Source organism: Kurthia sibirica (genome assembly GCF_003143975.1).
Classification (GTDB): Bacteria; Bacillota; Bacilli; order Bacillales_A; family Planococcaceae; genus Kurthia; species Kurthia sibirica.
Window position 1 is genome coordinate 86,463 of record NZ_QFVR01000007.1, and the last position, 25,305, is coordinate 111,767.

24 protein-coding genes are annotated in these 25,305 nt (G+C 36.6%); 7 read left to right on the forward strand and 17 right to left on the reverse strand.

The annotated features are described in order from the left end of the window. Positions 1-149 precede the first annotated feature (149 nt). Positions 150-506 (reverse strand): hypothetical protein, encoded by a 357-nt coding sequence (locus tag DEX24_RS07190; RefSeq protein ID WP_146192970.1) that lies wholly within the window; start codon positions 504-506, stop codon positions 150-152. A 293-nt stretch (positions 507-799) separates the two neighbouring features. On the opposite strand from DEX24_RS07190, the gene DEX24_RS07195 reads away from it, so the two are divergent. Beyond that, on the forward strand, positions 800-2,749 hold the full coding sequence (locus DEX24_RS07195) for a methyl-accepting chemotaxis protein (protein WP_109305741.1): 1,950 nt from the start codon (positions 800-802) through the stop codon (positions 2,747-2,749). Positions 2,750-2,842: 93 nt separating this feature from the next. Here the strand turns inward: DEX24_RS07195 and DEX24_RS07200 are convergent, their stop codons facing one another. The 8 genes from DEX24_RS07200 to DEX24_RS07235 form a co-directional block, all read right to left on the reverse strand. Next, positions 2,843-3,244 carry a VOC family protein gene (locus tag DEX24_RS07200; protein ID WP_109305742.1) on the reverse strand — a complete coding sequence of 134 codons (402 nt, stop codon included), beginning with the start codon at positions 3,242-3,244 and terminating at the stop codon, positions 2,843-2,845. 63 nt (positions 3,245-3,307) lie between these two features. Continuing rightward, a complete protein-coding gene (locus tag DEX24_RS07205; protein ID WP_109305743.1) occupies positions 3,308-3,661 on the reverse strand; it encodes a hypothetical protein in 354 nt (117 codons plus the stop codon). Positions 3,662-3,769: 108 nt separating this feature from the next. Then, positions 3,770-4,267: a HugZ family pyridoxamine 5'-phosphate oxidase gene (locus DEX24_RS07210; RefSeq protein WP_109305744.1), complete on the reverse strand. Its 498-nt coding sequence runs from the start codon at positions 4,265-4,267 to the stop codon at positions 3,770-3,772. A gap of 13 nt (positions 4,268-4,280) precedes the next feature. Further along, positions 4,281-5,060, reverse strand: coding sequence for an ABC transporter ATP-binding protein (locus DEX24_RS07215; protein WP_109305745.1), 780 nt, complete (start codon positions 5,058-5,060; stop codon positions 4,281-4,283). 1 nt (position 5,061) lies between these two features. Continuing rightward, entirely contained in the window at positions 5,062-6,048 is a 987-nt protein-coding gene (locus DEX24_RS07220) for a FecCD family ABC transporter permease (protein WP_109305746.1), read from the reverse strand. A gap of 11 nt (positions 6,049-6,059) precedes the next feature. Then, positions 6,060-7,025, reverse strand: coding sequence for an ABC transporter substrate-binding protein (locus tag DEX24_RS07225; RefSeq protein WP_109305747.1), 966 nt, complete (start codon positions 7,023-7,025; stop codon positions 6,060-6,062). A 208-nt stretch (positions 7,026-7,233) separates the two neighbouring features. Next, positions 7,234-8,673 (reverse strand): DEAD/DEAH box helicase, encoded by a 1,440-nt coding sequence (locus tag DEX24_RS07230; RefSeq protein ID WP_109305748.1) that lies wholly within the window; start codon positions 8,671-8,673, stop codon positions 7,234-7,236. Positions 8,674-8,714: 41 nt separating this feature from the next. After that, positions 8,715-9,599: a LysR family transcriptional regulator gene (locus DEX24_RS07235; RefSeq protein ID WP_109305749.1), complete on the reverse strand. Its 885-nt coding sequence runs from the start codon at positions 9,597-9,599 to the stop codon at positions 8,715-8,717. Between the two features lie 106 nt (positions 9,600-9,705). On the opposite strand from DEX24_RS07235, the gene DEX24_RS07240 reads away from it, so the two are divergent. Both DEX24_RS07240 and pgeF read left to right on the forward strand, forming a co-directional pair. Then, complete coding sequence (locus tag DEX24_RS07240) at positions 9,706-10,896, forward strand: coenzyme F420-0:L-glutamate ligase (RefSeq protein WP_109305750.1); 1,191 nt, start codon at positions 9,706-9,708, stop codon at positions 10,894-10,896. A 114-nt stretch (positions 10,897-11,010) separates the two neighbouring features. After that, the gene (gene pgeF, locus DEX24_RS07245) at positions 11,011-11,769 is read left to right on the forward strand and encodes a peptidoglycan editing factor PgeF (RefSeq protein WP_109305751.1); all 759 of its coding nucleotides are present in this window, start codon (positions 11,011-11,013) and stop codon (positions 11,767-11,769) included. Between the two features lie 42 nt (positions 11,770-11,811). Here the strand turns inward: pgeF and DEX24_RS07250 are convergent, their stop codons facing one another. Further along, the gene (locus DEX24_RS07250) at positions 11,812-13,257 is read right to left on the reverse strand and encodes a M20/M25/M40 family metallo-hydrolase (RefSeq protein WP_109305752.1); all 1,446 of its coding nucleotides are present in this window, start codon (positions 13,255-13,257) and stop codon (positions 11,812-11,814) included. Between the two features lie 230 nt (positions 13,258-13,487). Between DEX24_RS07250 and DEX24_RS07255 the strand changes: the two genes are divergently transcribed. Beyond that, positions 13,488-14,582 (forward strand): PP2C family protein-serine/threonine phosphatase, encoded by a 1,095-nt coding sequence (locus DEX24_RS07255; protein ID WP_109305753.1) that lies wholly within the window; start codon positions 13,488-13,490, stop codon positions 14,580-14,582. Between the two features lie 93 nt (positions 14,583-14,675). Here the strand turns inward: DEX24_RS07255 and DEX24_RS07260 are convergent, their stop codons facing one another. After that, entirely contained in the window at positions 14,676-17,333 is a 2,658-nt protein-coding gene (locus DEX24_RS07260; RefSeq protein WP_170112877.1) for an ATP-binding protein, read from the reverse strand. A 150-nt stretch (positions 17,334-17,483) separates the two neighbouring features. Here DEX24_RS07260 and DEX24_RS07265 point away from each other — a divergent pair, with 150 nt between their 5' ends. Next, entirely contained in the window at positions 17,484-18,302 is an 819-nt protein-coding gene (locus tag DEX24_RS07265) for a purine-nucleoside phosphorylase (RefSeq protein ID WP_109305755.1), read from the forward strand. A gap of 81 nt (positions 18,303-18,383) precedes the next feature. Here DEX24_RS07265 and DEX24_RS07270 read toward each other — a convergent pair whose 3' ends face one another. The 5 genes from DEX24_RS07270 to DEX24_RS17160 all read right to left on the reverse strand — a co-directional run bounded on the left by DEX24_RS07270 (position 18,384) and on the right by DEX24_RS17160 (position 23,174). Beyond that, positions 18,384-19,202 (reverse strand): GNAT family N-acetyltransferase, encoded by an 819-nt coding sequence (locus tag DEX24_RS07270; protein ID WP_109305756.1) that lies wholly within the window; start codon positions 19,200-19,202, stop codon positions 18,384-18,386. A gap of 15 nt (positions 19,203-19,217) precedes the next feature. Further along, positions 19,218-20,198 (reverse strand): sensor domain-containing diguanylate cyclase, encoded by a 981-nt coding sequence (locus tag DEX24_RS07275; protein WP_109305757.1) that lies wholly within the window; start codon positions 20,196-20,198, stop codon positions 19,218-19,220. Between the two features lie 12 nt (positions 20,199-20,210). Next, complete coding sequence (locus tag DEX24_RS07280; RefSeq protein ID WP_109305758.1) at positions 20,211-21,008, reverse strand: alpha/beta fold hydrolase; 798 nt, start codon at positions 21,006-21,008, stop codon at positions 20,211-20,213. 174 nt (positions 21,009-21,182) lie between these two features. Continuing rightward, on the reverse strand, positions 21,183-22,871 hold the full coding sequence (locus DEX24_RS07285) for an FAD-dependent oxidoreductase (RefSeq protein ID WP_109305759.1): 1,689 nt from the start codon (positions 22,869-22,871) through the stop codon (positions 21,183-21,185). Positions 22,872-23,003: 132 nt separating this feature from the next. Next, positions 23,004-23,174 carry a hypothetical protein gene (locus DEX24_RS17160; RefSeq protein WP_170112878.1) on the reverse strand — a complete coding sequence of 57 codons (171 nt, stop codon included), beginning with the start codon at positions 23,172-23,174 and terminating at the stop codon, positions 23,004-23,006. Positions 23,175-23,396: 222 nt separating this feature from the next. Between DEX24_RS17160 and DEX24_RS07290 the strand changes: the two genes are divergently transcribed. Both DEX24_RS07290 and DEX24_RS07295 read left to right on the forward strand, forming a co-directional pair. Beyond that, on the forward strand, positions 23,397-23,936 hold the full coding sequence (locus DEX24_RS07290; RefSeq protein WP_109305760.1) for an ECF transporter S component: 540 nt from the start codon (positions 23,397-23,399) through the stop codon (positions 23,934-23,936). Positions 23,937-24,117: 181 nt separating this feature from the next. Continuing rightward, positions 24,118-24,684, forward strand: a complete 567-nt coding sequence (locus tag DEX24_RS07295) for a nitroreductase family protein (protein WP_109305761.1) — start codon at positions 24,118-24,120, stop codon at positions 24,682-24,684. A gap of 74 nt (positions 24,685-24,758) precedes the next feature. Here DEX24_RS07295 and rlmH read toward each other — a convergent pair whose 3' ends face one another. Beyond that, the gene (gene rlmH / locus DEX24_RS07300; RefSeq protein WP_109305762.1) at positions 24,759-25,238 is read right to left on the reverse strand and encodes a 23S rRNA (pseudouridine(1915)-N(3))-methyltransferase RlmH; all 480 of its coding nucleotides are present in this window, start codon (positions 25,236-25,238) and stop codon (positions 24,759-24,761) included. Positions 25,239-25,305 lie beyond the last annotated feature (67 nt).

The window sequence follows — 25,305 nt, forward strand, 5'->3', positions numbered from 1 at the left end:
AAAGGACGAGGACTCCTGCCCGCATGATGAGACCTCACAGGCCTTAGCTGAGGAAAGCATTCGTCCGAAACAAACAAATAGAAAAAGTGGCATGATTTAAAAAATCCAAATCACATCACTAGTTGATATAAAACCCTTTTGTTATATGTTTATAATAATAAAATTTTTTCCTTCGTTGCACGAGCTTTTTCCGTTATACGGCTCGAGCCATTAGGCATGGCAATCGCCTCATTCAAATAATGGACAGCGTCCTCAATATCACCTGCATGCTTTCTTTTATTCGCTTGTATAATATAGCTAAGTTGTTTCATATACAGTTGGACATCTTCATCATCCGGTTCAATTTTCTCCGCAATTTTGAAATAACCAGATGCCTTATTAAATTTTTCCTGTGAAATCGCAAAAAAAGCTAATTCTATTTGCTCTGTATATGCTTTCTCATGCTTCTTTTCACACCCCGCTATAAAAAGCATCGCGATCATACAAGCTAATGCCACCTTTTTCACTTTCCACACCTCATATTTACTATTTATATTTTTGTAATTTGACGTATCAACTCTCAATTTGTTCATTATAGACGTTTGACAAGACAATAGCACTATAAAAAACAGCCATATCATCATTTTATCCTATTATATAGCTTTTCTATAATAAAAATATAATTTTTTATCACGATCATTAAAAATAATGTAACTATTAGCATATTAAAATAACTAAAAATTTCATTTTATAGTATTAATTTAGTTATATAAACCGATACTACATATGTACTATAAAATTGTATTGTGAGGTTAGTCTAATGAAAAAGAACAAGTCCATCCGTTTTAAATTAATTCTTAGTTTTTTAGGTATTCTTTTAATTCCTACCTTATTAATTGGCTGGTTATCCTATGATAGCGCTAAAAAGCAAATTATGACCCAACAACAACAGTATGCTCAAACGAGTATTAATATACTTAATAGCAATGTTACGAATGCCATTACCTCAAAAATTCATGAAATCGATTTTTTAGCTGAGCGCATTGATCGTGACATGTTAAAAATGAATAAAAATGCTGTGATTCGTAATGTGTTAGGCGATTATATTTCGTCTCATAAAGATGTTGAACTCGCCTATGTAGGTACGGCAGAAGGCGATATGATTCGCATGCCTTACTTCATCTACGATAAAAGTTACAATCCAACAACACGTCCTTGGTATAAAGGTGCCTTCGCTTCAGATAGCTATTCTATTTCAGATCCGTATATCTCTGAAGATACTGGTGACCTAACCATTACCATTTCAAAAAAACTTTCTGATTCATCCGGTATTATTGGTATTGATATGTCATTACAACAATTTGACACTCTTGCTAACGAAGTGAAAATCGGAAAAAAAGGATATATTAGCATCGTTGATAAAGCTGGTAACTATATTTCACACCCTCATTCCGATGCCGGCTCGTCTGCTCCAGAAAACTTAAAAAAAATACTATCATCTAATCGTGAAGCAACGATTGAAGATGAAAAATTTTATACATCTGCTATTACAAATAATAGTACGGATTGGCATTTAATTGGTGTTACGTATAAATCTGAAGGACAAGCAATCGCCAATAAAACATTACAAACAAATATTATTCTAATTATTATTTCTTTACTTGTCGGTAGTGTTGTCGTTCTTATTGTCATACGTGCAATTATTACACCACTTAAACGTTTACGTGATCATGCCATCGAAATTAGTAACGGCAACTTAACTGTACCGATCACCATTCACTCGACTGATGAAATTGGTGATCTGGCACAAGCATTTGATCAGATGAAAAATAATTTAGCAGATGTGTTACGTAATATGAAGGATGCTACAACAACCGTGCAAGCATCTGCACAATTATTAGCCTCAAGTGCGGAGCAGAATATTGCTGCCTCTCAACAAATCACCTCCGCTATGGAGCATGTAACTGTTGGTACTGAGACTCAAATGACGAATATCGATCAATCGAACCAAGCCATCGATGAGATGGCACAAGGTGTTTCTGGCATTGCAAATGATGCTTCTAAAGTAACTGTATTATCACAAACAGCACGAGAACAAGCACTGGATGGCGGTAAAGCAATTGATCATACCGTTTTACAAATGCGTTCCATTCACGAGGCTGTGAATAATACCGACCAAAAAATACGTGGTTTGTATGATCGTACAAAGGAAATAGGAACAATTTTAGAAATGATTCGCACTATCGCTGATCAAACGAATTTGCTCGCATTAAATGCGTCTATTGAAGCAGCTAGAGCAGGTGAGCATGGGAAAGGTTTTGCTGTCGTTGCAGAAGAAGTGCGCAAGCTTGCAGAAAGTTCGCAGCAATCAGCACGTCAAATCGACGATCTAATTGCTGCCGTACAACAAGATACAGGTGCTACTGTTGAAATTATGAAAAATACAATTTCATGCGTTCAGCAAGGGACTGCTATTGCTACTGAAACAGCTGATAAGTTTGCAGCGATTATCACAAGTATGAAAGACATCACCCCACGCATGGAAAATATGTCCGCTACCTCTGAAGAGATGGCAGCGACGATTCATGAAGTTTCAACGAATGTACAAATGCTCTCTGATATAGCAAAAGATAATGCTGCATCGTCTGAACAGGTTTCTGCTTCAACAGAAGAATCATTATCATCTATGGAGAATATGTCCTCTACAGCACAAGAATTATTAGCAATGTCTGAGCATGTCAATGCGATTATTCGTCAATTTAAACTTTAAGAGAAACACAAAACAGCAGTGCAATCCTTCACGATTGCACTGCTGTTTTTTATTACATTTTTTGTGTATCTAACTTGGAATAACGTATGACAACTACTCTTTGCTAAGTTGCCACTCAACACCAAAACGATCCGCTACATTGCCATAGCAGTCGCTCCAAAACGTTTTTTGTAACTCCATATGAACTTTTCCGCCAACTTGTAATTTAGCAAAACTAGAGCGAATATAGGCTTCATCAGGCGTTATGACTGCCAAAGTAATATTATTACCTACAATATAAGGGAATGCAGGGTTATTGTCCGAGAACATAAGATCAGCCCCTGCCACCATCACACGACCATGTAAAATCAACTCTTTTTGCTGTTCTGATAAGTTAGGGACCCCCGCTTCACCAAATGTTTTAAGCTCCGTTATTTCAGAATCAAAAACCTGTGCATAAAATGCCATAGCTTCCTTACAATTCCCATCAAATATTAAATAAGCATTCACTGCCATATTCAACACTCCTTCGTCATTTGTATATTTATTTTACTCATAGCATGAAAGAGTGGTCAATTTTCAAGAGATATTATAATGTAATACTGATTTTTGCCAAACCTTCGAAAAATAGTTACCCTCTGATTTTTGTAATGATAGGCCTTGATGATGTAAGGCATGCCAAATTTTTTGATCGACTGCATAAGGATGTGTATGACGTAAAATATCTACTTCATTTTTTGATAATACAACACGATAATTTTTCCCACCATGAATAATTGCTATGGTATATGAACGCCATAATTTCACATCGATTATCGTATATTCATCCCATTGTTTTAGCTGCATATTTATATCAGAAGCAACCTTCTCAAAAAACTTCTTTGTCGTATAATCTGCAGCCATGGTCGTTCTAAAAAAACTATTTGTATTCATGCTTCATCACCCTCCATAACCTAGTTATCTTATAGGGATTATATCAAATCGATTTTATCTTGTAAACAAAAACATCAAAGAACCTATTTGTCCTTTGATGCTGATTTATTATTTTGTAGCTTGAGCAATGACGACATGCGTGAATGATTCATCCGCTATATGTAAATCAAATGCTAAACCAAAACCAACCACATAACGCCCCTCTGTTGGTGTCAACGCAAAGAGCGAAAAATCTAATCCTCGTAATACATCTAGCATTGCTTTGCCATGTTGTTCATTAAATTGCTGAAATATATGTTCATGCTTTGCCTCTGCAACAATCTCTGCTCGACAGCTATAACGTAAACGTTCACGTGCAAAAAGATTCGGCGATGCTTCTTCGTCTCGTAATGCCATAATGGTTACTTGTGGATGCGCAACAATATAACCATAATGCTCGGAAATTTTACTAATATAAATATAAAATTTGCCGTCACTAAAGATGAAGGGTGAATAGCTTAAAAAAGGTTCGCCCTGTTCGTCTAAGCTACTGATCATCATTGTTTTAGCTTCTGTAAGTAAAGTATTGCAATCTTTTTGTCGCTGTACTATGTCTATTTTTTTCATTGTTATAGTCCTCCTATTCTGCAATTCCGATTAAATTGATACGTGGTTTACTATGTTTAAAATGACGATCGATATCACAATCCACCTTATATACTTGTCGAAGTAATTCCTTGGTCATTACTTCATCTGACGTTCCATACTTCACCATTTGACCTTCATGAATAACACAAATTTTATCGCTATAAATACTTGCTTGATTCAAATCATGTAATACCATCACAATCGTCATACCCAACTCTCGATTAACAGAATGAATTAACTCGAGTAATTGCAACTGATGTGCAATATCTAAATACGTCGTTGGTTCATCAAGTAGTAAAATTTTAGGACGCTGCGCTAAAGACATAGCAATCCATGCACGTTGGGCTTCTCCTCCCGATAAGGAAGCTACTTGACGCTTCCTATATGTTACTAAATTTGTTTTTTCAATCGCCCAATCAATCATGTCATAATCTTCGTCATTCAATCGCTCATACCATTTTTTATGGGGAGTTCGACCATATTCAATCAATTCTTCAACCGTTAAATCTGTCGGTGAATCATTGGATTGAAATAACACGCTCATACGTTGTGATATTTCTTTGGACTTCAAATGTAGCAAGTCCATCCCTTCTATGAAAACAGTATTTTCACCAGGAGAAATCATGCGAGAAATCGCTTTAAGTGCCGTTGATTTTCCAGAGCCGTTTGGACCGATAATGGAGACAATCTCTCCAGGTTGAATGACGAATGACAATCCTTTAATAATTTGCTGTTGTTCAATTGTGATGGACAATTCATTGATTCGTAACATCCTACATATCTCCTTTTCTCATTAAGTATAAGAAATATGGACCGCCGACCATCGCCATAACGATACCCGCGGGAATATCTAACGGTGCAAAAAGCGAGCGTCCAATGGTATCTGCAATCAGTAGTACGACAGCCCCTAAGACCATACTCATCGGCATGAGTAAACGGTAGTTTGAACCAACAATGAGACGTGCCATATGTGGGACAACAAGACCAACAAAACCTAATAGACCAACGATTGCAACTGATATTGCTGCTAAATACACTGCAACAAACGATAATAATACCCGTATTGTCGTTGTATTTTGGCCAAGATTGACAGCCACCTTCTCCCCTAGTGCAAGTAAATTAGCTGAACGAATGCAAAATAATGCGAATATCCAACCCACCATCGAGTAGGGTAAAAGTGAGGTAACGTCTCCCATGCCCTTTCCTGATAGACTACCGTTCATCCATTGCAATGCAGATGGCAATTTATCACTGTATAGAATGGACAATAAACCTGTAATTCCACCAAAAATAGCATTGACAGCAACGCCAGCTAAAATGATACGTACTGGCGAGATACCATTTTTCTTCCATGCTAATGCGTAAACAATCGTTACGGCTATAATGCCGCCACCCAGTGCTGCTAACGGAATCCAATTCCCTAAATTAGGTAACACAAGCATGATGAGTAATACAGCAACAGATGCGCCACTCGATACACCTGTCAACCCCGGGTCAGCTAATGGGTTGCGCATAACTGATTGCAATAAGGCGCCGGAAATAGCTAAGTTAACTCCGACAATTGCTGCGATGAGAACACGTGGTACACGCAAATCCCAAACAATCGTGTGAGACATTGCCTCTCCATGACCAAAAAGTGTTTTGAGCGTTTCAAGCGGTGTAAGTGTCACACTTCCAATACCAATTGCTAGGATAAGCATTATGACTAAAATAATCCCCGTTAGGATAATACGATACTTTTTGTTAGGTGTACTGTTCATTTATGCACACCTTACTTCATAAAAATTTCTTGTAATGCAGCTAGGCCCTGTGGGGCTTTGACGATGGAAGAATAACCAAAAACCTTATAATCGAGCGCTGCTACTTGATCTGTTTTAAACGCACTTAAAGTATTCCATGCGCCATTTTTTTTCACTTCTGTTTTAAACTGTTTTAATGCTACCTCTGCATCGCCATGAGATACCAGTAAAATACTATCTGGATTTGTTGCAACAACATCCTCCATATTCATCGGCACATAGGCTTCTTTGGATTTTGTTGCCTGCGCTACGATGTTTGTCGCACCTAGCTTCTCGACTAAACTGCCAACATATGTTGTCGTATTCATCAGCATAAAGGATTCTCCAGATCCAAATATAATCATCACTTTTTTCATTGATACATCATGTGACGCAATAATTTTCTGCTCTTGCTTTTCTAATTTCTCTAAATAGGTCGTCGCAAGCTGTTCTTGTCCTTGTGCAATTGCCAATGCTTTAAATGATTCTTTCAAATCATTATAAGAATCTGTCGGTAAATAAGCTGCTGGAATTTTAGTATTGGCCATTTTTTTATTCAAGCTCGTATGAATTGAATCAGGTCCTATAACTAAATCTGGACTTAAGCTCACGATTCTCTCAATATCCGGTTCCACGGCCGTACCAATTTTTTCAACTGTTTCAAAACCTGTTGGTAAAGTATGTGCTGTTGTCGGTAAGCCTACCGGTGTAATATGTAAAATATCCAGCATTTCTGCAATCGTCACAGACGTTGTAACAATTTTTTTGGCGGGTTGTTGCGGGAAAGTATTCACGAGGTTTTTCACCTTTTTTGTCATTACCGCTTCATTTTTGGTCGTATCACTTCCGGCTGTTTCAACCTTTGTTGTTGTATGATCGCCTTCCTTTGCTTGTCCATTACATGCTGATAACATTAATACAGAAGATAAAAATACTGCACTATATAAACGCCTGCGCATAAAAAATAACCTCCAATTGTTTTAAATGAAAATAATTATCATTATCATTTAAAAATATAGCAAACAAAAATAGCTAACACAACCTTAGAAAAATCAGTCAATCATGTAAAATTATGCAAAAATACATGTTGATTTATTTTCTTATTGTATTAGCTATCTATTTCGGTCTATTTTTCATACGGCAAAATCACATAAAAGTTACAACTTTTTATTTTTTAGCAATATGAACTTTTAATTGTTTGTTTTTAACTGTTTTATTTTGCATCGCTTTTAAGACGATGTGACCTTTATCATTTAAAATCTCGATAAATGTGCAAGAATCTTGGATTGTAATAATCCCGATGTCCTGACCATCAATACCATCAATATTCGTTAATGTTCCAACAAAATCAATTGCGCGGATTTTTTTCTTTTTCCCACCATTAAAGTAGAGTTTTGTAATATGGTCATTTAATTGATCTTTTTTGGCAATTTTACGCTCTGGTAAAGTGGCCATTTTTTTCTTGAATGCTTCAATATTCAATGCAACTTGCTCAGAAGTTGGCAGATTTACACGATTGATTTTAAACCCTATAAATTCTTCAATACTATGAAGGAATTTGCCTTCATATGGTGTGACGAAGGTAATTACTTTGCCTTCTTTACCGGCACGACCCGTACGGCCTGCACGATGGACATAGCTCTCTTTTTCAAGTGGTAAATCATATTGTACAACCATCGTAATATGGTCAATATCGATACCACGTGCCGCTACATCAGTTGCTACTAAATAACGGAAGTCACCTTTACGGAAATCATTCATGACAGCAAGACGATCATCTTGTGTCATGCCGCCATGCAACATATCAACGCTATAACCATCCTCTGTCAAATTATCACAGACCTTAGCAACTTGGTCTTTCGTGCGACAGAAAACAATACAACTATCCGGATTTTCGGCTGTTGTTACTTTTCTAAATGTGTCATATTTCATTTCTTCAGGTACTTCAATTACTTCATGACGAATTGTCGATACCTTCGATTGATTGCCTGCTGCCTCTAACAATACAGGTTCGATCATATATTTTTTAGCTAAACGTTTAATCGCTTCAGGAAAAGTCGCCGAAAACAACAATGTTTTACGATCTGTTGGTAATTTTTTAATAATTTTTTCTACTTGCTCAATAAAGCCCATATTTAGCATTTCATCTGCTTCATCGATTACTAAATACTGAATTTTATCAAAATTAATCGTTTCTCTTTCAATATGATCCATGACACGTCCTGGTGTTCCTGCGACAATATGTGTTTTTTGGCGAAGTGCAGCAATTTGGAATTTAATCGGTTGTTTACCGTATATCGCAACTGCTTTAATACGCTTATAACGACCAATATTTGTGAAATCCTCCATAACTTGAACTGCTAACTCGCGCGTCGGTGTTAAGATTAATGCCTGTGGTTTGTTTTCAGTCCAATCAATATTATTCGAGATTGGAATTGCATATGCTGCTGTTTTACCACTACCTGTTTGTGATTTAGCTAATACGTCCTGACCAGCTAATACTTGTGGCAATACAAGTTCTTGTATCGCTGTTGGTTGTTCATAGCCTAAATCCTTTACTGCATCAATAATTGTTTCTTCTAGACCGTAGTCCGTAAATTTATTCATTCCTCTACCTCACTCTTTTTTCATATTTATAGTATAACGCATTATTTCGATAGAAGCATTTGTACAAATCGTGTAGATGATGGTGTAAGCGGTACATTTTCAAGATAACATACACCAATGAAACGCGGTGGTATTACGATTTCAAGTGGTATTTCAAATAGTGTACCACGCGTTAAATATTCATAAGAAAATTCCTTTATTACACAAGCTACACCCAAATTACTTTTTGCAAACTCAATGAGTAAATCGTGTGAACCCAATTCAAGTTCTGGTGCGATACGAATTCCTTGTTCATTTAAAAAATCTTCTACATAATTGCGTGAATTAGAAAGGCGTTCTAGCATAATGAGTGGTAGTTTGACAAGCCGATCATAACTGAGTGGTTGTGTGATTAAGGGTTTATATTTGATACCACAAACAAAAATATCATGAATTTCTTTAATTTTATGAATGGTTAATGCGTGATCATCCAACGGCAAATTACACACAGCAATATCAATTGCCCCCGATTTAACTTGTGTCGTCAATTCCGTCGTTGTTCCATTGACAATTTTAAAATGAATATTGGGAAAACGATTTCTAAAATCCTCTAAATACGGCAATAAATAATATTTTGAAATCGTGTCACCCACACCAATTTTCAATTCCCCTAAAGTTAAATGTTTAAATTCCAGCAATTTATTTTCGCCCACTTCGATAAGCTCCAAAGCTGATTTCACATGACCAAAAAGAATATTTCCCTCATCTGTTAAATTAACACCTTTTGTCGTGCGATTGAATAAGCGACTACCCAATTCTGTCTCAAGATGCGCAATTGCTTGGCTAATTGCTGGCTGTGTCATATACAACGATTTTGCAGCCTTAGAAAAACTTTCACTTTTACCCACTTGTAAAAAAATTCGATAATAATCTAACTTCACAACCATATAAGCACTCCTTATATATACTATTATATATATTAATTTTACTTATACATTAGTACAAAGTATAGTTATTTATATACTAATGCTTTAAATATGAGGAGAGATTATTTTGGAAAGAGTAGTAGGAACTGTAGCACGTGGACTTCGTGGTCCGATTATTAATAAGGGAGATGACATCGCACAAATCGTCGTTGATACTGTTTTAAACGCTTCAACTATTGAAGGTTTTAACATTGCTGATCAAGATGTTGTCACAGTTACGGAATCTGTCGTAGCACGCGCTCAAGGTAACTATGCTTCAATCGATGCCATTGCAACAGATGTTTCAGCAAAATTTGGCGACGATACTGTCGGTATAATATTCCCCATTTTAAGCCGTAATCGCTTTGCTATTTGCTTACGTGGTATTGCAAAAGGCATTAAAAAAGCTGTATTAATGCTAAGCTACCCATCTGATGAAGTAGGGAATCACTTAGTAAGCTTGGATGACTTAGATGAAAAAGGTGTAAACCCTTGGACTGACACGCTAACTGAAGATGAATTCCGCCAACATTTTGGTGAAAATGTTCACCCATTCACTGGCGTAGACTATATCGCATACTATAAATCATTAATCGAAGAATATGGCGTTGAAGTGGAAGTAATTTTCTCTAACAATCCAAAATCAATTCTTAACTATACGAAATCTGTATTAACTTGTGATATCCATTCACGTCATCGTACAGTGCGCAACTTGCAAGCTGCAGGTGCTGAAAAAGTATTCACTTTAGCTGATATTTTAAACACACCAGTAAACGGTAGTGGCTTCAATGAAGATTTTGGCCTTCTTGGCTCAAACAAATCAACTGAAGATAGCGTCAAATTATTCCCTCGTGATTGCCAACCTGTTGTTGACGGCATTCAAGCTGCCATCAAAGCTGCTACTGGTAAAACAGTCGAAGTAATGATTTACGGTGATGGTGCATTCAAAGATCCAGTAGGTCAAATTTGGGAACTTGCTGACCCTGTCGTCTCTCCAGCATACACAGTTGGTCTTGAAGGTACACCAAATGAAATCAAGCTAAAATATTTAGCTGACAATGATTTTGCAGATTTACGTGGTGATGCGCTACAAGTAGCAATAAAACAATACATTAATAATAAAGATGCCGATTTAACTGGTCATATGGCTGCTCAAGGGACGACACCTCGTCGTCTGACAGACTTAATTGGTTCACTATCTGATTTAACATCTGGTTCTGGCGATAAAGGAACACCGATGATCTATATCCAAGGTTATTTCGATAACTACACAAAATAATACAGTCAAATGAAGGGACGACCCAAAAGTAAGAAATTACTTTTTTATGGTCGCCCTTTTTTTACTGTTCAATTTACAAGAAATCACGTATTTTATAGAGAAGGGGTGAATCCAATGACAACTAAACTATATATAGATCATGATTTTATACAGGCTGGTATTACATTAAAGAATGAACAAATTCCAGACAATAATAATATGGCTTTACATTGCTGTGACCTTCCACAAGAAGTACTAATGAATAGGCAGCGTTTAGCAAAATCACTACAGATTGACCTTCAGCAACTTGTCGTTGCAAACCAAACTCACAGTGCCACAATATATAAAGTAGTCGATACGGATAAGGGGCGAGGCGCATTATCTGTGAAAGATGCCATCGCCGACACCGATGCACTTTATACATTTGAAAAAAATATAATGCTTGGCATATTCACTGCCGATTGTGTACCAGTCATTTTTCATGAACCATCTCGTGGATTAATCGGTGTCATTCATTCCGGTTGGCAAGGGACGATTCAAGAGATTAGCAGTGCTGTTATGCACCATCTAATTACGATTGAACAAATAGACCCACAGCTACTACACGTTCATCTAGGTCGTGCATTAAGCCAAGACAAGTTCGAAGTTGATTATGATGTATTTGAAAAATTCGAGGCATTAGGCTATGCAGAACCCTTTATGTATTATAAGGAAGAAACAGACAAATATCATATCGATAATCAGTTGGTCGTCAAAAGACAATTTGAACGTGCTGGTGTACCAAGCACTCAAATTACAGTTGATGCAACATGCACTTTTCTTCATGATGATGGTTTTTCCTATCGTCAAAATCGCGCAGATGGTCGACATATGACTTTTATTCGCCGTAAATAAAAAAGAGGAGAAGAAATTTGAAAACAATTTCCTCTCCTTTTTTTATTGCTTCATTAAGTCGATGTAAAACTGTATTGCTTTCATATAAGCAACTTTTTCTACACGCTCATTCGTTCCATGCATACGCTCTAAACCATCATCTTCCATTTCAATAGGCAAGAAACGATATGCATCATCACTAATTTTACTATAATGTTTTGAGTCTGATGCACCAATCATTATATAGGGTGCAATAATTGTTTGATCATTAGTATTGATTGCTGCCTGCTGAATCATTTTAAAACCACGACTTGTCGAAGAAGATACAGCCGATGCTTCATTTCCTGTAATGGTCACTTTCACATGCTTGTCATCAATAATAGCGTTGACTTGTTTTTTTAAGCTATTAAATGTATCACCCGGCATCACGCGTATATTAATCTGAGCCTCAGCAAATTCCGGCAAGATATTACCTTTATCTCCTGCTTTAAAAATGGTTGGTGCAATTGTCGTACGGGTCACAGCTGCAGTCGCTGGCTTACCTAGTAAAATCTTTTTAATAATTGGTTTAAATAGCCATTGATTTTCAAAAACATATTTATAGCCAAATGACATTTCGGGCGCTGTATATTCGAAAAGTTCCTTCGTCGGACCCGCAATTGAAGCAGTAAATTGTTGTTCCTCTAGTGCAGCAATAGCGGCTGATAAACGACCAATTGTCGTTTTGTTTTTTGGTTGAGAAGAATGGCCCCCACTGCCTTCTACCGACAACATAATAGTAGCGGAACCTTTTTCTGCTACACCGATTACACCCACAGGGTCTTCTACACCCGGTACCATATTATTGACGATGGCCCCGCCTTCATCCATAATGTATTCAAATTGAATCATATTATTTTTAAAATACTTCGTTATTTCTGCTGCACCGGCATCGCCACCATTTTCTTCATCATGCCCAAAGAATAGATAGAGATCTTGCGGTGGTACAAAGCCTTCTTTCAATAAGTAATCGACTGCTTCTAATGTCCCAATCACACCTACTTTATCATCTAGCGTTCCACGACCCCAAATATACTTTTCGTCAACAGCACCACTAAAAGCATCTTCCTGCCATTTCACTTCAGTTCCCTTAGCAACTGGTACGACATCATAATGACTAGTTAGACCAATTGGTTTTTTTGAGGAATCTTTCCCCGACCATTTAAATATCATACTATAATCATTAATTTCTTTATATTCGAGCTGTTTATATATTTCTGGATATGTATCTTTTAAAAATTGTTGAAATTCTTTAAAATATTCGTAGTTAATGTCCTTCTCTTTCTCTTGTGAAATCGTTTTGAATGTAACGGCTGTCGATAAATTTTTAATCGCCTTGTCTTCATCAATTTTAAAATTTTGCTGTTGTGCTTTTGGCTGTTTCGTTTTTGCTGACATTGTAAAATATAATGTCACCCCCGCAAAGACAATCACAATACCTAAAATAGCAAATATTATTTTTTTTAACATGAAACCACCCCTTCTAGCATTCACTATAGACGGAAAGTAATCACTAATGCAAGCGCATTTTTCTGCTACATAAAAAAACAAATAGCTCTTCACATTTTGACGGATCAACACTTTATTTTAGACTAGCTATATTGACCATTTCAACATGATAATCTGGGCAGTTCACTAGTGGACCAAGGACTCTTCACCCTCAATTTTTACTTTTGTAAAAGGAAGGCGATGACAATGAAATAAATTTATTCACACTTGAAAAACTTTTATCGAATTCAGGTCATAATGATTTTGTATCACTCACATCGGCAAAAGCATTATTATGCTATCTGCAGAAACCCTCACAAGCTGCTGAAGTAGATCTTATTTTATTGGATATAATGATGCCTGAAATGGACGGAATAGAAGCATGTAAGAGCATTCGAGCTGATGAACAGTTTAAAAACATTCAAATTATTTTCGTTACCGCATTAGAAGACAAAAAGCGTTTAGCAGAGGCACTTGATATTGGTGGCAATGATTATATTTCAAAACCGCTCCATAAAACAGAATTACTTGCTCGCATACGTGCAGCACTACGTTTAAAAAAAGAGTTGGATTGGCACACCGAGTATGACCGACAAATCCAACAAGAATTGACCCTTGCAGCAAAAGTTCAGCAAAACTTACTGAGTGAACCTTTTCAAAATGATCAACTACGGATTGCTGTATCCTATCAACCATCTGCCAAACTCGCCGGTGATCTATATTATTGGTATAAAATCGATGCACATCGTTACGGTGTGCTATTAATCGACATGATGGGACATGGTATTTCAGCCTCACTCGTTTGTATGTACATGTCTTCTGTATTACGTGACGCCATTAAAACGATGATTGAGCCTGAAATGGTTATGCAGGAGCTCAATCGCCATATGTTACTCCTCCCAACAAATAATGAGGATATTCCCTTTTATTTTACGGGGATTTATTTGTTAATAGATACCGATCAAAAGACCGTTGAATATATCAACGCAGGGCATCCTACATGTTATATTAGTATTGATGACAAAACAACAATACCATTACAATCAAATGCTACTGCTGTCGGTTTTTTTGATCACTTACACTGTCAAAAAACTAGTTTCAATTATGATCATTCTTTACAAATCGTATTATTTACAGATGGTGTCATTGAAGCACTTCATACAAATGAATTTGTAGCCGAAAGGAAATTGCAGCTTTTGGCATCAAAACATTGGCATTTTTCCAATCATATTTTTGATGAAATACTACCAAAACATAAACAGTCGCAACAGTCAGACGATATGTGTGTCATCTTAATTCAACTATAAAACAAAAAAGCTGAACTACAGGTACACTTCTACTTGTAATTCAGCTTCTTTTATATAGCTTTTTAAAAATAGTCATAGATCGCATGCCCATGCCTATAATAACGGTGCATCTGTTACAATCCAATTATGCAGAACCTCCTTAATTTTTTGTGCACTCAATGGTTTGCTAATATAGTCTGACGCACCAGCTTGAATACATCGATTACGTTCTGCCTCAATAGCATGTGCGGTTATCGCTATGATGGGTAATTGCTGAAGCTGTAAATTTTGTCGAATTCTTCGCATGGCATCATAACCATCCATAACCGGCATCATGATTTCCATGAAAACCAAATCAAATCCTATCGTTTTCTGCAAAGCCTCTACTGCTTGCCGCCCATTTTCGGCTACTGTAATAATAACACCCGAATTTTCCAAAATACGTCGTAGAACAAAAATGTTTTGATAGTTATCACCTACAATTAATACTCGTTTTGTATCAAAATCCGCCTCAAATTCAATAGCATAATCCTTTGAATGAATGGATTCTTCAACCATATGAACACTATCATTTTTAGCGCTTGGTAGTACAACCGTAAAACAACTTCCTTTACCTACTTCACTGTGGAGTTTTATAAAACCACCTAGTAATTTTGTGAATTCCTTACAAATAGCCAAACCTAACCCCGTACCACCATATTTTCTAACAGTTGCTCCATCGGCTTGTTGAAATGACTCAAAAATTAGGTCCTGTTTTTCTATCGGGATACCAATTCCTGTATCTTCCACTTCAATTGCTAGCCAGGTATCACTTGTTTCTGCCATCTCTGCCGATAGTGCCTTTACCTTACGAATCATGACACGAATCGCGCCTTTTTCCGTAAATTTAAAAGCGTTCGATAGTAGATTTTTTACTATTTGATGTAATCTCATCTCATCCGTGCAAAAAACTGTTGGTACATCCTCTTCGATCACAATCGTAAACTCCAACTCACCTTTTTTTGCATGATGATGAAAAGCTAAATTTAAAAGCTCTGGCATAGCATTTATATTCACTTCGGAAAACTCAATATGCACTTTACCCGCACCAATTTTTGACAGATCTAAAATATCATTGATTAACCAGAGGAGGTCCTGACCAGATGAATGAATAATCGTCGCAAATTCTACTTCTTCAGCACTAATTGTAACATCAGCATTTTCCTTCATCATTTCTGATAGTAGTAAAATACTATTTAGTGGCGTACGTAATTCATGTGAAATATTCGCTAAAAACTCTGCTTTATATTGTGCACTTTGTAGAATTTCACGTGATTTCAATTCAACATCTTGCTTTGCCAACTCCAACTCTCTCGATTTTGCCTCTGCATCAAGAGTTCGTGCTTCTAGTTTTATATTCATCTCCGTTAATTCCAGCGATTTTACGCGTAACTCCATCGACTGCTCGCGCATTTTTTCAGACTTCACCTGTAACTCCATCGTCAAACGCCTTGATTCATTTAATAATTTCACAATTTCTCGACGACGCATCACACTGTCAATTGTCAGACCAAACGTAGTCATCACATGCATCAATAACTCTTGACCGATTGGACTAAACTCTTTCATTGTCGCAAATTCAGCAACAGCAATCACTTTGCCATCATGTAAAATGGGTACAATTAATAAGGTAGTCAGCTGTCGTTCATCCAGATCCGTCGTAAAAAATGGGTGATTTTTTGTCATTTCATCTGATTTATAGAGCTTTCTACTTTTAACAACCTGACCAATCAATCCTTCACCTACTTTAAAAGAAGCACAGCCAAAACTATCCTGTCCATCTGCGAAGGAAGCTTTTTTATGAAAAAACTGTTCATCACTTCTTACATAAAATACGCCATGGGAGGCACCGATTACTACTGAAATTTCTGCTAGGAAGATTTCTGCTAATGACATGATTGAAGTCACACCTTGATAAGCGGACACGACTGTATTGAGATGACTTTGAAGCCATTCCCTTTGTTCCATATTATCTAAGAGATGATTGGTTGCAATGGCAAGGTCCTTCACTTCATCATTTGAGGAGATTGCGATACGTTCTTCAAACTCACCTTGTGATATTGCTAGCTTTTGAATCGTTTGTGTTACATGATTTAATGTACTTGTAATAGCTGATGATACAATTTTTGCTAAAAGGAAGGCAAGCATTGAAACACCAAATATGGCGATGAATAGAAATGATGATAGTTTTGCATTTTGTTCATTTAACAATTCTGCTTCCTGCTCCATTGTTAAATTTTCTACAAGACGAAAGTTTTCAAATTGATTGTGTAATGCAGTCATTTCTTTCATACGCTCTTCTTCGATTGATCGGTGCATATGATCTCCAATCACGGGCTCTTTCATATGTTCTTTCATACGCATAATCCATAAATCCAAATTCTGCTGAATAGCCAATAGTTGCTTTAGTTGCTCGGGTCTTTTGTTTAGTAGAGGATTGAGTATATTATACGTTTCTTGCCATTGCCTTAATGCTCTATCGTAAGTATTCATATATTTTTTTTCATCAGTAATAAACGACGCATGTTGACTAATTTCCATCTCGTACACACTTTGTTCCATACGATTCGTTAACATTTGAATTTTGAGGCCCTGATCCACAATGGTAATCCGCTCTGACTGAAGTTTCTGTAGCTGAAAATTAACGGCAATAAACGATACAAAGACTGATAGGATGATGATTCCATAACCTAAAGTAATTTTGGATTGAATACTGTTTCTCCATTTTTTCATACAAATTTCTTCCTTTTCCATCGTATTTTAACCACGTTCAGTATACCATCATCTTCCATTTACCCCTGCTACCAACCTATTGGTTTACATTCCTTCATGAATTGAGTACGATTTGAAGGTGAAAATGATATTCCTAAGGAGGAATTAAACGTGCATACAATCTCAGCAATTCAAGAAGCAACAGCGTTTATCGCTAAAAAAACAACGCATAAACCGGTAATTGGTTTGATTTTAGGATCTGGACTAGGTTCTCTTGCAGATGATATTACAAATGCAGTGAGTATCCCGTACAGTGAAATTCCTCACTTTGCAAAATCTGCAGCAATCGGTCATGCCAATGAATTAGTAATTGGTGAATTAAACGGGAAAGTCGTCGCTGCTATGAAAGGCCGCTTCCACTATTACGAAGGCTTTTCTATGCAGGAAGTTACATTCCCAGTTCGTGTTATGAAGGCTCTTGGTATTGAAAATATCATCATAACAAATGCTTGTGGTGCTATTAATACAGACTTCAAACCTGGTGAATTAATGATTATTTCCGATCATTTAAATTTGGTTGGCGGCAATCCATTAATCGGTCCAAATAACGATGAACTTGGCACACGCTTCCCTGATTTATCAAATGTTTATAATCGTGATTTACGTCAGCTTGCTAAAGATACAGCTGCACAGCAAAATTTAAAAATTAACGAGGGCGTATACGCTTGGTGGAGCGGTCCAACTTATGAAACACCTGCTGAAATCCGTATGATCCGCACACTTGGAGCAGATGCTGTTGGCATGTCTACCGTACCAGAAGCAATCGTTGCTACTCATGCGGGTATGAAAGTACTTGGTATTTCTTGCCTAACGAATATGGCTGCTGGTATTTTAGATCAACCGTTAAATCACGATGAAGTATTAGATGTTGCTGGCAAAGTCCGTGCATCTTTTATCCAACTAATAAAAGGAATATTAAAAGAAATATAATATGCCAAAAAGCCTTGAAAATCAGCAAACGATTTTCAAGGCTTTTTTTATGTTTCACAAAAATGTTTCACATGAAACTTTTTATGATGTTAATTGCAGCGCCATATGGTATTGTCTTAACTTTTCTTTCATACCTAATTCTAATAAGTCGTCATAGGTTGTATCTTCAATATTATAATTGCCGATTGCCAGTTGTATAGCACCAAAACGCTTATATAGTTCTGCGAGTACTGCTTCGACCATTGGTTTATGCTCATCATAGAATACAAGTTGTTTTAACGCATAACCTTCTTCTATCCAATACAAATAACCAATTTCATGTTCTTGTAACATAATAGCATATAGTTGATAATTGCGATTTAAACGATTTTGCCATGGTGTACCCGTCATTTCATACGCTCTATGTTCATCCGTAATTGATGTGCTTTTTAACGTTAATTTTTCGTCATCACGAAAAGATGGTAATACAGCTAAAGTACCAACCCCGACTCTATTCACAACATCAAAACCTTCTTTTCGATATAATCTCTCAGCACGTTCATTTCCGATAATTACTTCTAAATGCAAGGCATCAACGCTATCTTCTTTAGCAATCTCAATCGTTTTCTTGAGCATTTCTTTTCCGATTCCATGTTGACGTAGCGCTTTAATAATACCCATACCACCAATCCATGCAGTTTGCTGATTTTTAAATTTTTCTTCACCATAGAGTACCATTCCAGCATGTTCATCATCAAATTCTACAACCAATGACTGTTTACTTGATAAATTTAATGATTCCATACGATGTAAAAAATCTTCCTCCGAAAGATTGATTGCTACAAAATAGTCTTCAAAACTCCGATTCCATAATTCCGTCATCATAGCGAGGTCAAAATTAGTTAATGCATGCCATTTCATGTACAAAACATCCCTTCAATTTAACTGGTCATAATGGGTGACGCAATTGCGTCCATGATTTTTCGAATGATATAATGCAATATCAGCTTTCTTTAATAACTCTTCCACATTATCTGCTTTTTGATATGTAGCAACACCTAAACTAATCGTCAATTGACCGACTTCTGGCCACTGTGAATTACTCACGAGATGTTTGTAATGTTGGGCCAAATCAATTGCTTGTTTCCGCCCAGTGTCTGGTAGAACAATGGTAAACTCTTCACCACCATAGCGTGTAACAATATCTTCTTGACGTGCGTTTTTATGCAATAACTGTGCGAGTTGCGTCAACACCTGATCGCCAATCGGGTGACCGTAAGTATCATTAACATTTTTGAAAAAATCAATATCAATCATAATGAGGGAAAAACCAAACTTAGAAAAATCTTTTTGTGAAAAATAAAAATCCATTTGCTCTTGGAAATATTTTCGATTATAAATACCAGTCAATTTATCAGTATTTGTTACCTCAATTAAATCCATATTTATTTTCATGAGCTCCACTTGCTTTTTTTCAATTTCACTGTAAATTTGTTCAAGCTTTTCAAGGGCTGTTTCCTTAGCCAACAACGCATTTTGAATGACTGTTCTCGCCTGCTTTAACTCTGTTTCATAGCTTACGCGCTTTTCCATTTGTAAAATAGCACAATCGATGGCAACTTTATTCGTCAAATTCACTTTTTTAGCATTCATTATATAGGGCGTTGACTCACCCGCTTGATTTTTGAGTTTTATAATCAATTCATCAACCTTACCGTACAGATTAATGGTTGGGTAAAAATAAGAATAAAAAATTAAGCGATTAGCAATCGACAACAACGATTCAAAATGACTACCAACAACAGCTTGTCGTGAAGTCCCGAGCCAATCTAGAAGCGTTTGATTTACTTCTATAATATTGCCATCAAGGTCTATCGTCAGTATGCCGCATGGTGCATAATCTAATCGTTCGTTCATTTTCGCTCTCTCCTATCTAACTAAATAATTCTGAATAATTGTCGTCGTCTCCACAGGATGACTAATATGGGGGTAATGACCTCTTGCATCTAAAACCACTAATTCACTATTTTGCATGCGATCATGTAAATACTGCCCTACATGTATAGGCACAATACTATCTTCCGAACATTGTAAAATTAATGTTGGCGTCGTTAATTTATTCACTAGATTTCGATAATCAGAGAAAAATGTTACTTCAGCAAACTCTCTAGCAATACGTGGATTTGTCGAGACAAAAGTATCTTCTAACTCCGCTGTTAATTGTGGTTTGGCATCACCCATACCTACCGGGGCCATATAACTTGCCCAACCGCTAAAATTCATCTCCATCATTTCTAATAAATCATAGACATCACTTTTTTCGAAACCACCTTGATAGCCATCTTTTTCATTGATATAACAAGGAGATGGGCCAATCATTATTAGTTTTTGAAAATATTCTGGATGTTCGATTGCCGCTAACATACCTACCATTGAACTAATCGAATGACCAAAGAAAATAATATTTTCTAAATCTAAGGCTTCAATCACATCAATCACATCTTCTTTGTAACCATGTAGTGAATTATATTTTGATGAATCATACGCTGAAATATCTGATTTACCCGCTCCTACATAATCAAATAATACGATGCGATAATCATCTTGGAAATTAGGCGTTATATATTTCCACATACTTTGTTCACAGCCAAAACCATGTGCACATAAAATTGTCTGCTGTCCGTCACCTATCATTTGAACATTATTACGTTCGATAATATTTACCATATCCAAGTCCCCCACTCTACTCAATTCTCTTTTCAATATACCCTAATCTATAGCACAATAGTCTGTTTAAAATTTTACATTTCACGATCATTTTGAAATTTCTCATTATCCTCTATATTAAAGGAAAAACCTTCGCGACTAAAGTAATAACAATAGTCTCGAAGGTTTTATACCTTATTTGAAATTATATTGTGTAACAATTGGTTGTCGTTTATCAACCTGATCATGGAAATATTCATACAAACAAATACCTAAAAATGAACCAGATACATTTTTCACTTGTGTATAGCCATTATTTAATAAGGCCATCACTGCATTATAACTGCGTTGTGCTGAACGACAATGAACATATACTGCACGATCTTTTGGTATTTCAGCCATCCGTTCACGCAGCTGGCTCAACGGAATATTAAGTGCATTTTTAATATGACCATTAGCAAATTCTTTTTCTTCACGCACATCGACGAATAATGCATTTTCTTCATATAGGCGACGCACATCAGAGACATGTACTTGTTTGAAACGGCCGTAGCTGATATTGGTTGCTACAAGAGCTGCCATATTAACGACATCCTTTGCCGTACCGAATAGTGGTGAATAGGATAATTCCACATCCTTAAGATCTTCAATCGTTCCCCCCATTGTAATTAACATTGCAATAACATCTATGCGCTTATCAGCATTCCCTTTACCAATTGCTTGTGCCCCTAAAATTTTCCCCGTTGGTACTTCAAAAATCAATTTTAAATGTAGCGCGTTACTAGATGGCATTAAGCCCACTTTATCGGGTGCAATCACGTATACACTATCCGCTTGAAAACCTGCTTCTTTAGCCGTTTTTTCATTAATGCCTGTCGTTGCACAGTTTAAATTAAAAATACGTATACTTGAGGAACCGATTACTCCACGATTACGATTTGTAATACCATACATGTGATCTGCTGCTACCCGTGCTTGTTTTTGGGCGGGTCCCGCCAATGCTAAGCGTACTGGTTTGTGTAATACTTGATGATACACTTCAATAGCATCCCCTACAGCATAAATAGCCGGGTCACTCGTAACATAATTGCCATCTACTTTAATTCCACCTGTTTTACCTATCTCTAAGTTCGCTTCTTGCGCTAATTTCGTTTCTGGTTCAACACCGATTGCCACTACGACAGCATCCGCTTTGACAATTTGACCATCACCTAAAACAATATGGTCTGTGGCAATTTTTGCGACATCTGCATTAACATATAAATCGATATTGGCATCCATTATTTCTTTATGCATAATTTGCGCCATATCGTCATCATAGGGTTTCATTATTTGAGGTGCTCGTTGAATAATTGATATTTTTTTATTGGCAGCATGAAGGTTTTCTGCTACCTCAACTCCGATAAAACCACCGCCAATAATCGCAATATTTTCTACTGCTGAAAATTGCGTATAACGTTGCAGGCGTTCAATATCTACAACATTTCGCACTGTAAAGACATGACGCTGTTCAATACCTTGTACTGCCGGTAATATGGGCTTGGCACCGGGAGACAACATTAACTTATCATATGACTCCTCATACACTTCATCCGTTTCAACAAATCTGACCGTCACAGTTTGACGCTCTTTATTAATGGCAATTACTTCTTGACTGACACGTGCTTCCAAATTATATTTTGATTTGAACTGCTGTGGGTCCATCATAATCAGTTTATCTGTTGTTGGTACAATACCACTCAAATGAAAAGGTAATGAACAATTTGAAAAAGATACATGTGGCCCTCGTTCAAACATAATCACCTCTGCATTTTCGTCCAGTCTTCTGATGCGTGCGGCTGTTGAGGCACCGCCTGCGACACCACCAATTACTACTACTTTCATCCCATTACTCCCCTTCTATTAATCCTTCAGTTATTCCTCATATCATATACCCTGCTAGGTATATTTTCAATTAAAATAACTTATGATGATTTAAAAAACGTAGGCAAAATATGAATCGCCTACGTTGATTTATTAGTTAGACATCTCTTTTTTCATCTCTTCAAGTTCTGCGATTTGTTCTTTCGTTAAATCAATTAACTCTTGTGTTGCTGCATCAATTTCACCCGGTGCTTCTAACTGCTTCAACATATCCTTTGCATCTTCAAGCATTATTTCAACATTTTCTATTTTCAAAATCCCCATCTTTATCTTCCTCCTATCATTCAACGATTCTTTTTGTTACTATACCTTATTTTAACTTGCCGTGTAACCTATTGTCTCTTTATTTGAGCGATCTTTGACAAGCGCTATTTCCATTGCATTCTGACATCTATATTTTTATCATTTCTGACACTTTTAAACAGTCCAGGTATTTGCTATCGTTAGGTCAAATAAACAGATTCCAATAGAAGGAAGGTTTTGACTATGTCACAGTCACTCACTACTACACGCAATCGCACATATGATTTAATCATTACAGCTTTAGCCATTTCTCTTGTTTTTGTTTCTACTTTATTTTTAAATATTCGCTTACCCATCGCTGCAAATGGAGGGCTTGTCCATTTAGGTACGGCTATGTTATTCATCTTGGCTATCTTACTTGGCCCTAAAAAAGGAGCTCTTGTAGGCGCTATTGGAATGGGCTTATTCGATTTATTCTCCGGGTGGGTTGTATGGGCACCCATTACCTTTATTGCCAGAGGTGTGCAAGGATATGTTGTTGGGCGTATTGCTTGGTCGCTCGGACGAAAAGGGAGCAGTACAAAATTCAATACGCTTGCGATTTTAGCCTCCATTCCTTTAATGGTTGCCTGCTATTACGTGGGAGAAGCGATTCTTTTTAGTAGCTGGATTATACCTGCTGCTTCCATTCCAGGGGATCTCGTGCAAAATGTCATCGGTTTCATCATCGCTATTCCTGTCGCGAAATTTTTAAAAAGACTGCCCATGTTTAAAAACTCATAATGACTCAATTTCTGCTATTCTATATCAATTGAAAAAGGCATAAAAAACGCTCTCATCTCTTTTATCACGTACACTATTAAAAAGTTATATAGTTACTTTTAGTAAGTCTTTTTACTTGCATTCACTTTCTACTATAATTTACACTACTAAAGTAAATTGATATTATAGGAGGATTTATTCGATGACATTTCAAGCTAAAGATTTCCGCACGGCTGATCACGATATTGCAGAACTATTTTTAAATCGTTGGTCGCCACGTGCATTCTCAAATAAAAAAGTAGAGAATGCCACTTTAAATACATTATTCGAAGCAGCTCGTTGGGCTCCTTCATCCGGTAATAATCAACCTTGGCGTTTTATCATTGCGAAAAATGATGCTGATTTAAAAAAATTCCACCCTATTTTAATGGAGGGCAACTTTGTTTGGGCTCAACATGCACCTGTTTTGGCATTAGTTGTATCAGATAATACAAAAGGCTCAAACGAATTTGATGCAGGTGCCGCTTGGGGATTCCTATCATTACAAGCCGCAAAAGATGGTTTAATTACACATCCAATGAGTGGTATTTATAAAGATGTCGCAAAAGAAACTTTTAATATTCCTGAAAATTTTGATGTTCATTTGGCAATTGCTATCGGATATAAAGGAGAAACACATACACTATCTCCTGAACTACAAGCACGCGAAACACCATCAAACCGCCGTCCATTGGCAGAAATTCTATTTGAAGGTTCATTTAAGAAATAACATAAAAAATGAGAAACGGTCTATTACTAAGCCGTTTCTCATTTTTCATTTGTACTTCACAATCTAAAAATTACTTATTTATGATACGGTTCATTTTTCATAATGCGGAAGCTACGATAAATTTGTTCAATTAAGACTAGTTTCATAAGTTGATGGGGTAAAGTCATTTTGCCAAAGGAAATTTTAGCATCTGCACGCTTCAAAACATCATCATGTAAACCAAGAGAGCCACCGATGACAAAAACAATTTTACTATGACCATATGTTAACAGACGATCGATTTCTTTCGATAATTCCTCCGATGAACGTTGCTTACCTTCAATCGCTAATGCAAAAACATATGCATCTGGAGCAATTTTCGCTAAAATGCGTTCGCCTTCTTTTTTCTTGACGATGATCATCTCTGCATCGCTTAATTGTTCTGGCGCTTTTTCATCGAGAACTTCGACTAAATCCATTTTCGAATAGGCTCCAAGACGTTTTGCGTACTCTTCTATTCCCAATTTTAAATATTTTTCCTTCAGTTTTCCGACTGATACAATTGTTATACCCACAGGTTTATCCACTCATTTCCATAATTTATGAACACTTTATCCACAGAACTTATACACATATCCACAG

Coding starts and splice junctions, on each gene's coding strand:
- DEX24_RS07195 (WP_109305741.1), top strand. CDS start 800: ATGAAAAAGAACAAGTCCATCCGTTTTAAATTAATTCTTAGTTTTTTA.
- DEX24_RS07290 (WP_109305760.1), top strand. CDS start 23,397: ATGTCACAGTCACTCACTACTACACGCAATCGCACATATGATTTAATC.
- DEX24_RS07260 (WP_170112877.1), bottom strand. CDS start 17,333: ATGAAAAAATGGAGAAACAGTATTCAATCCAAAATTACTTTAGGTTAT.
- DEX24_RS07280 (WP_109305758.1), bottom strand. CDS start 21,008: ATGGTAAATATTATCGAACGTAATAATGTTCAAATGATAGGTGACGGA.
- DEX24_RS07215 (WP_109305745.1), bottom strand. CDS start 5,060: ATGTTACGAATCAATGAATTGTCCATCACAATTGAACAACAGCAAATT.
- pgeF (WP_109305751.1), top strand. CDS start 11,011: ATGACAACTAAACTATATATAGATCATGATTTTATACAGGCTGGTATT.
- DEX24_RS07205 (WP_109305743.1), bottom strand. CDS start 3,661: ATGAATACAAATAGTTTTTTTAGAACGACCATGGCTGCAGATTATACG.
- DEX24_RS07225 (WP_109305747.1), bottom strand. CDS start 7,025: ATGCGCAGGCGTTTATATAGTGCAGTATTTTTATCTTCTGTATTAATG.
- DEX24_RS07270 (WP_109305756.1), bottom strand. CDS start 19,202: ATGAAATGGCATGCATTAACTAATTTTGACCTCGCTATGATGACGGAA.
- DEX24_RS17160 (WP_170112878.1), bottom strand. CDS start 23,174: ATGGGGATTTTGAAAATAGAAAATGTTGAAATAATGCTTGAAGATGCA.
- DEX24_RS07275 (WP_109305757.1), bottom strand. CDS start 20,198: ATGAACGAACGATTAGATTATGCACCATGCGGCATACTGACGATAGAC.
- DEX24_RS07250 (WP_109305752.1), bottom strand. CDS start 13,257: ATGTTAAAAAAAATAATATTTGCTATTTTAGGTATTGTGATTGTCTTT.
- DEX24_RS07230 (WP_109305748.1), bottom strand. CDS start 8,673: ATGAATAAATTTACGGACTACGGTCTAGAAGAAACAATTATTGATGCA.
- DEX24_RS07210 (WP_109305744.1), bottom strand. CDS start 4,267: ATGAAAAAAATAGACATAGTACAGCGACAAAAAGATTGCAATACTTTA.
- DEX24_RS07200 (WP_109305742.1), bottom strand. CDS start 3,244: ATGGCAGTGAATGCTTATTTAATATTTGATGGGAATTGTAAGGAAGCT.
- DEX24_RS07285 (WP_109305759.1), bottom strand. CDS start 22,871: ATGAAAGTAGTAGTAATTGGTGGTGTCGCAGGCGGTGCCTCAACAGCC.
- DEX24_RS07220 (WP_109305746.1), bottom strand. CDS start 6,048: ATGAACAGTACACCTAACAAAAAGTATCGTATTATCCTAACGGGGATT.
- DEX24_RS07235 (WP_109305749.1), bottom strand. CDS start 9,599: ATGGTTGTGAAGTTAGATTATTATCGAATTTTTTTACAAGTGGGTAAA.
- DEX24_RS07295 (WP_109305761.1), top strand. CDS start 24,118: ATGACATTTCAAGCTAAAGATTTCCGCACGGCTGATCACGATATTGCA.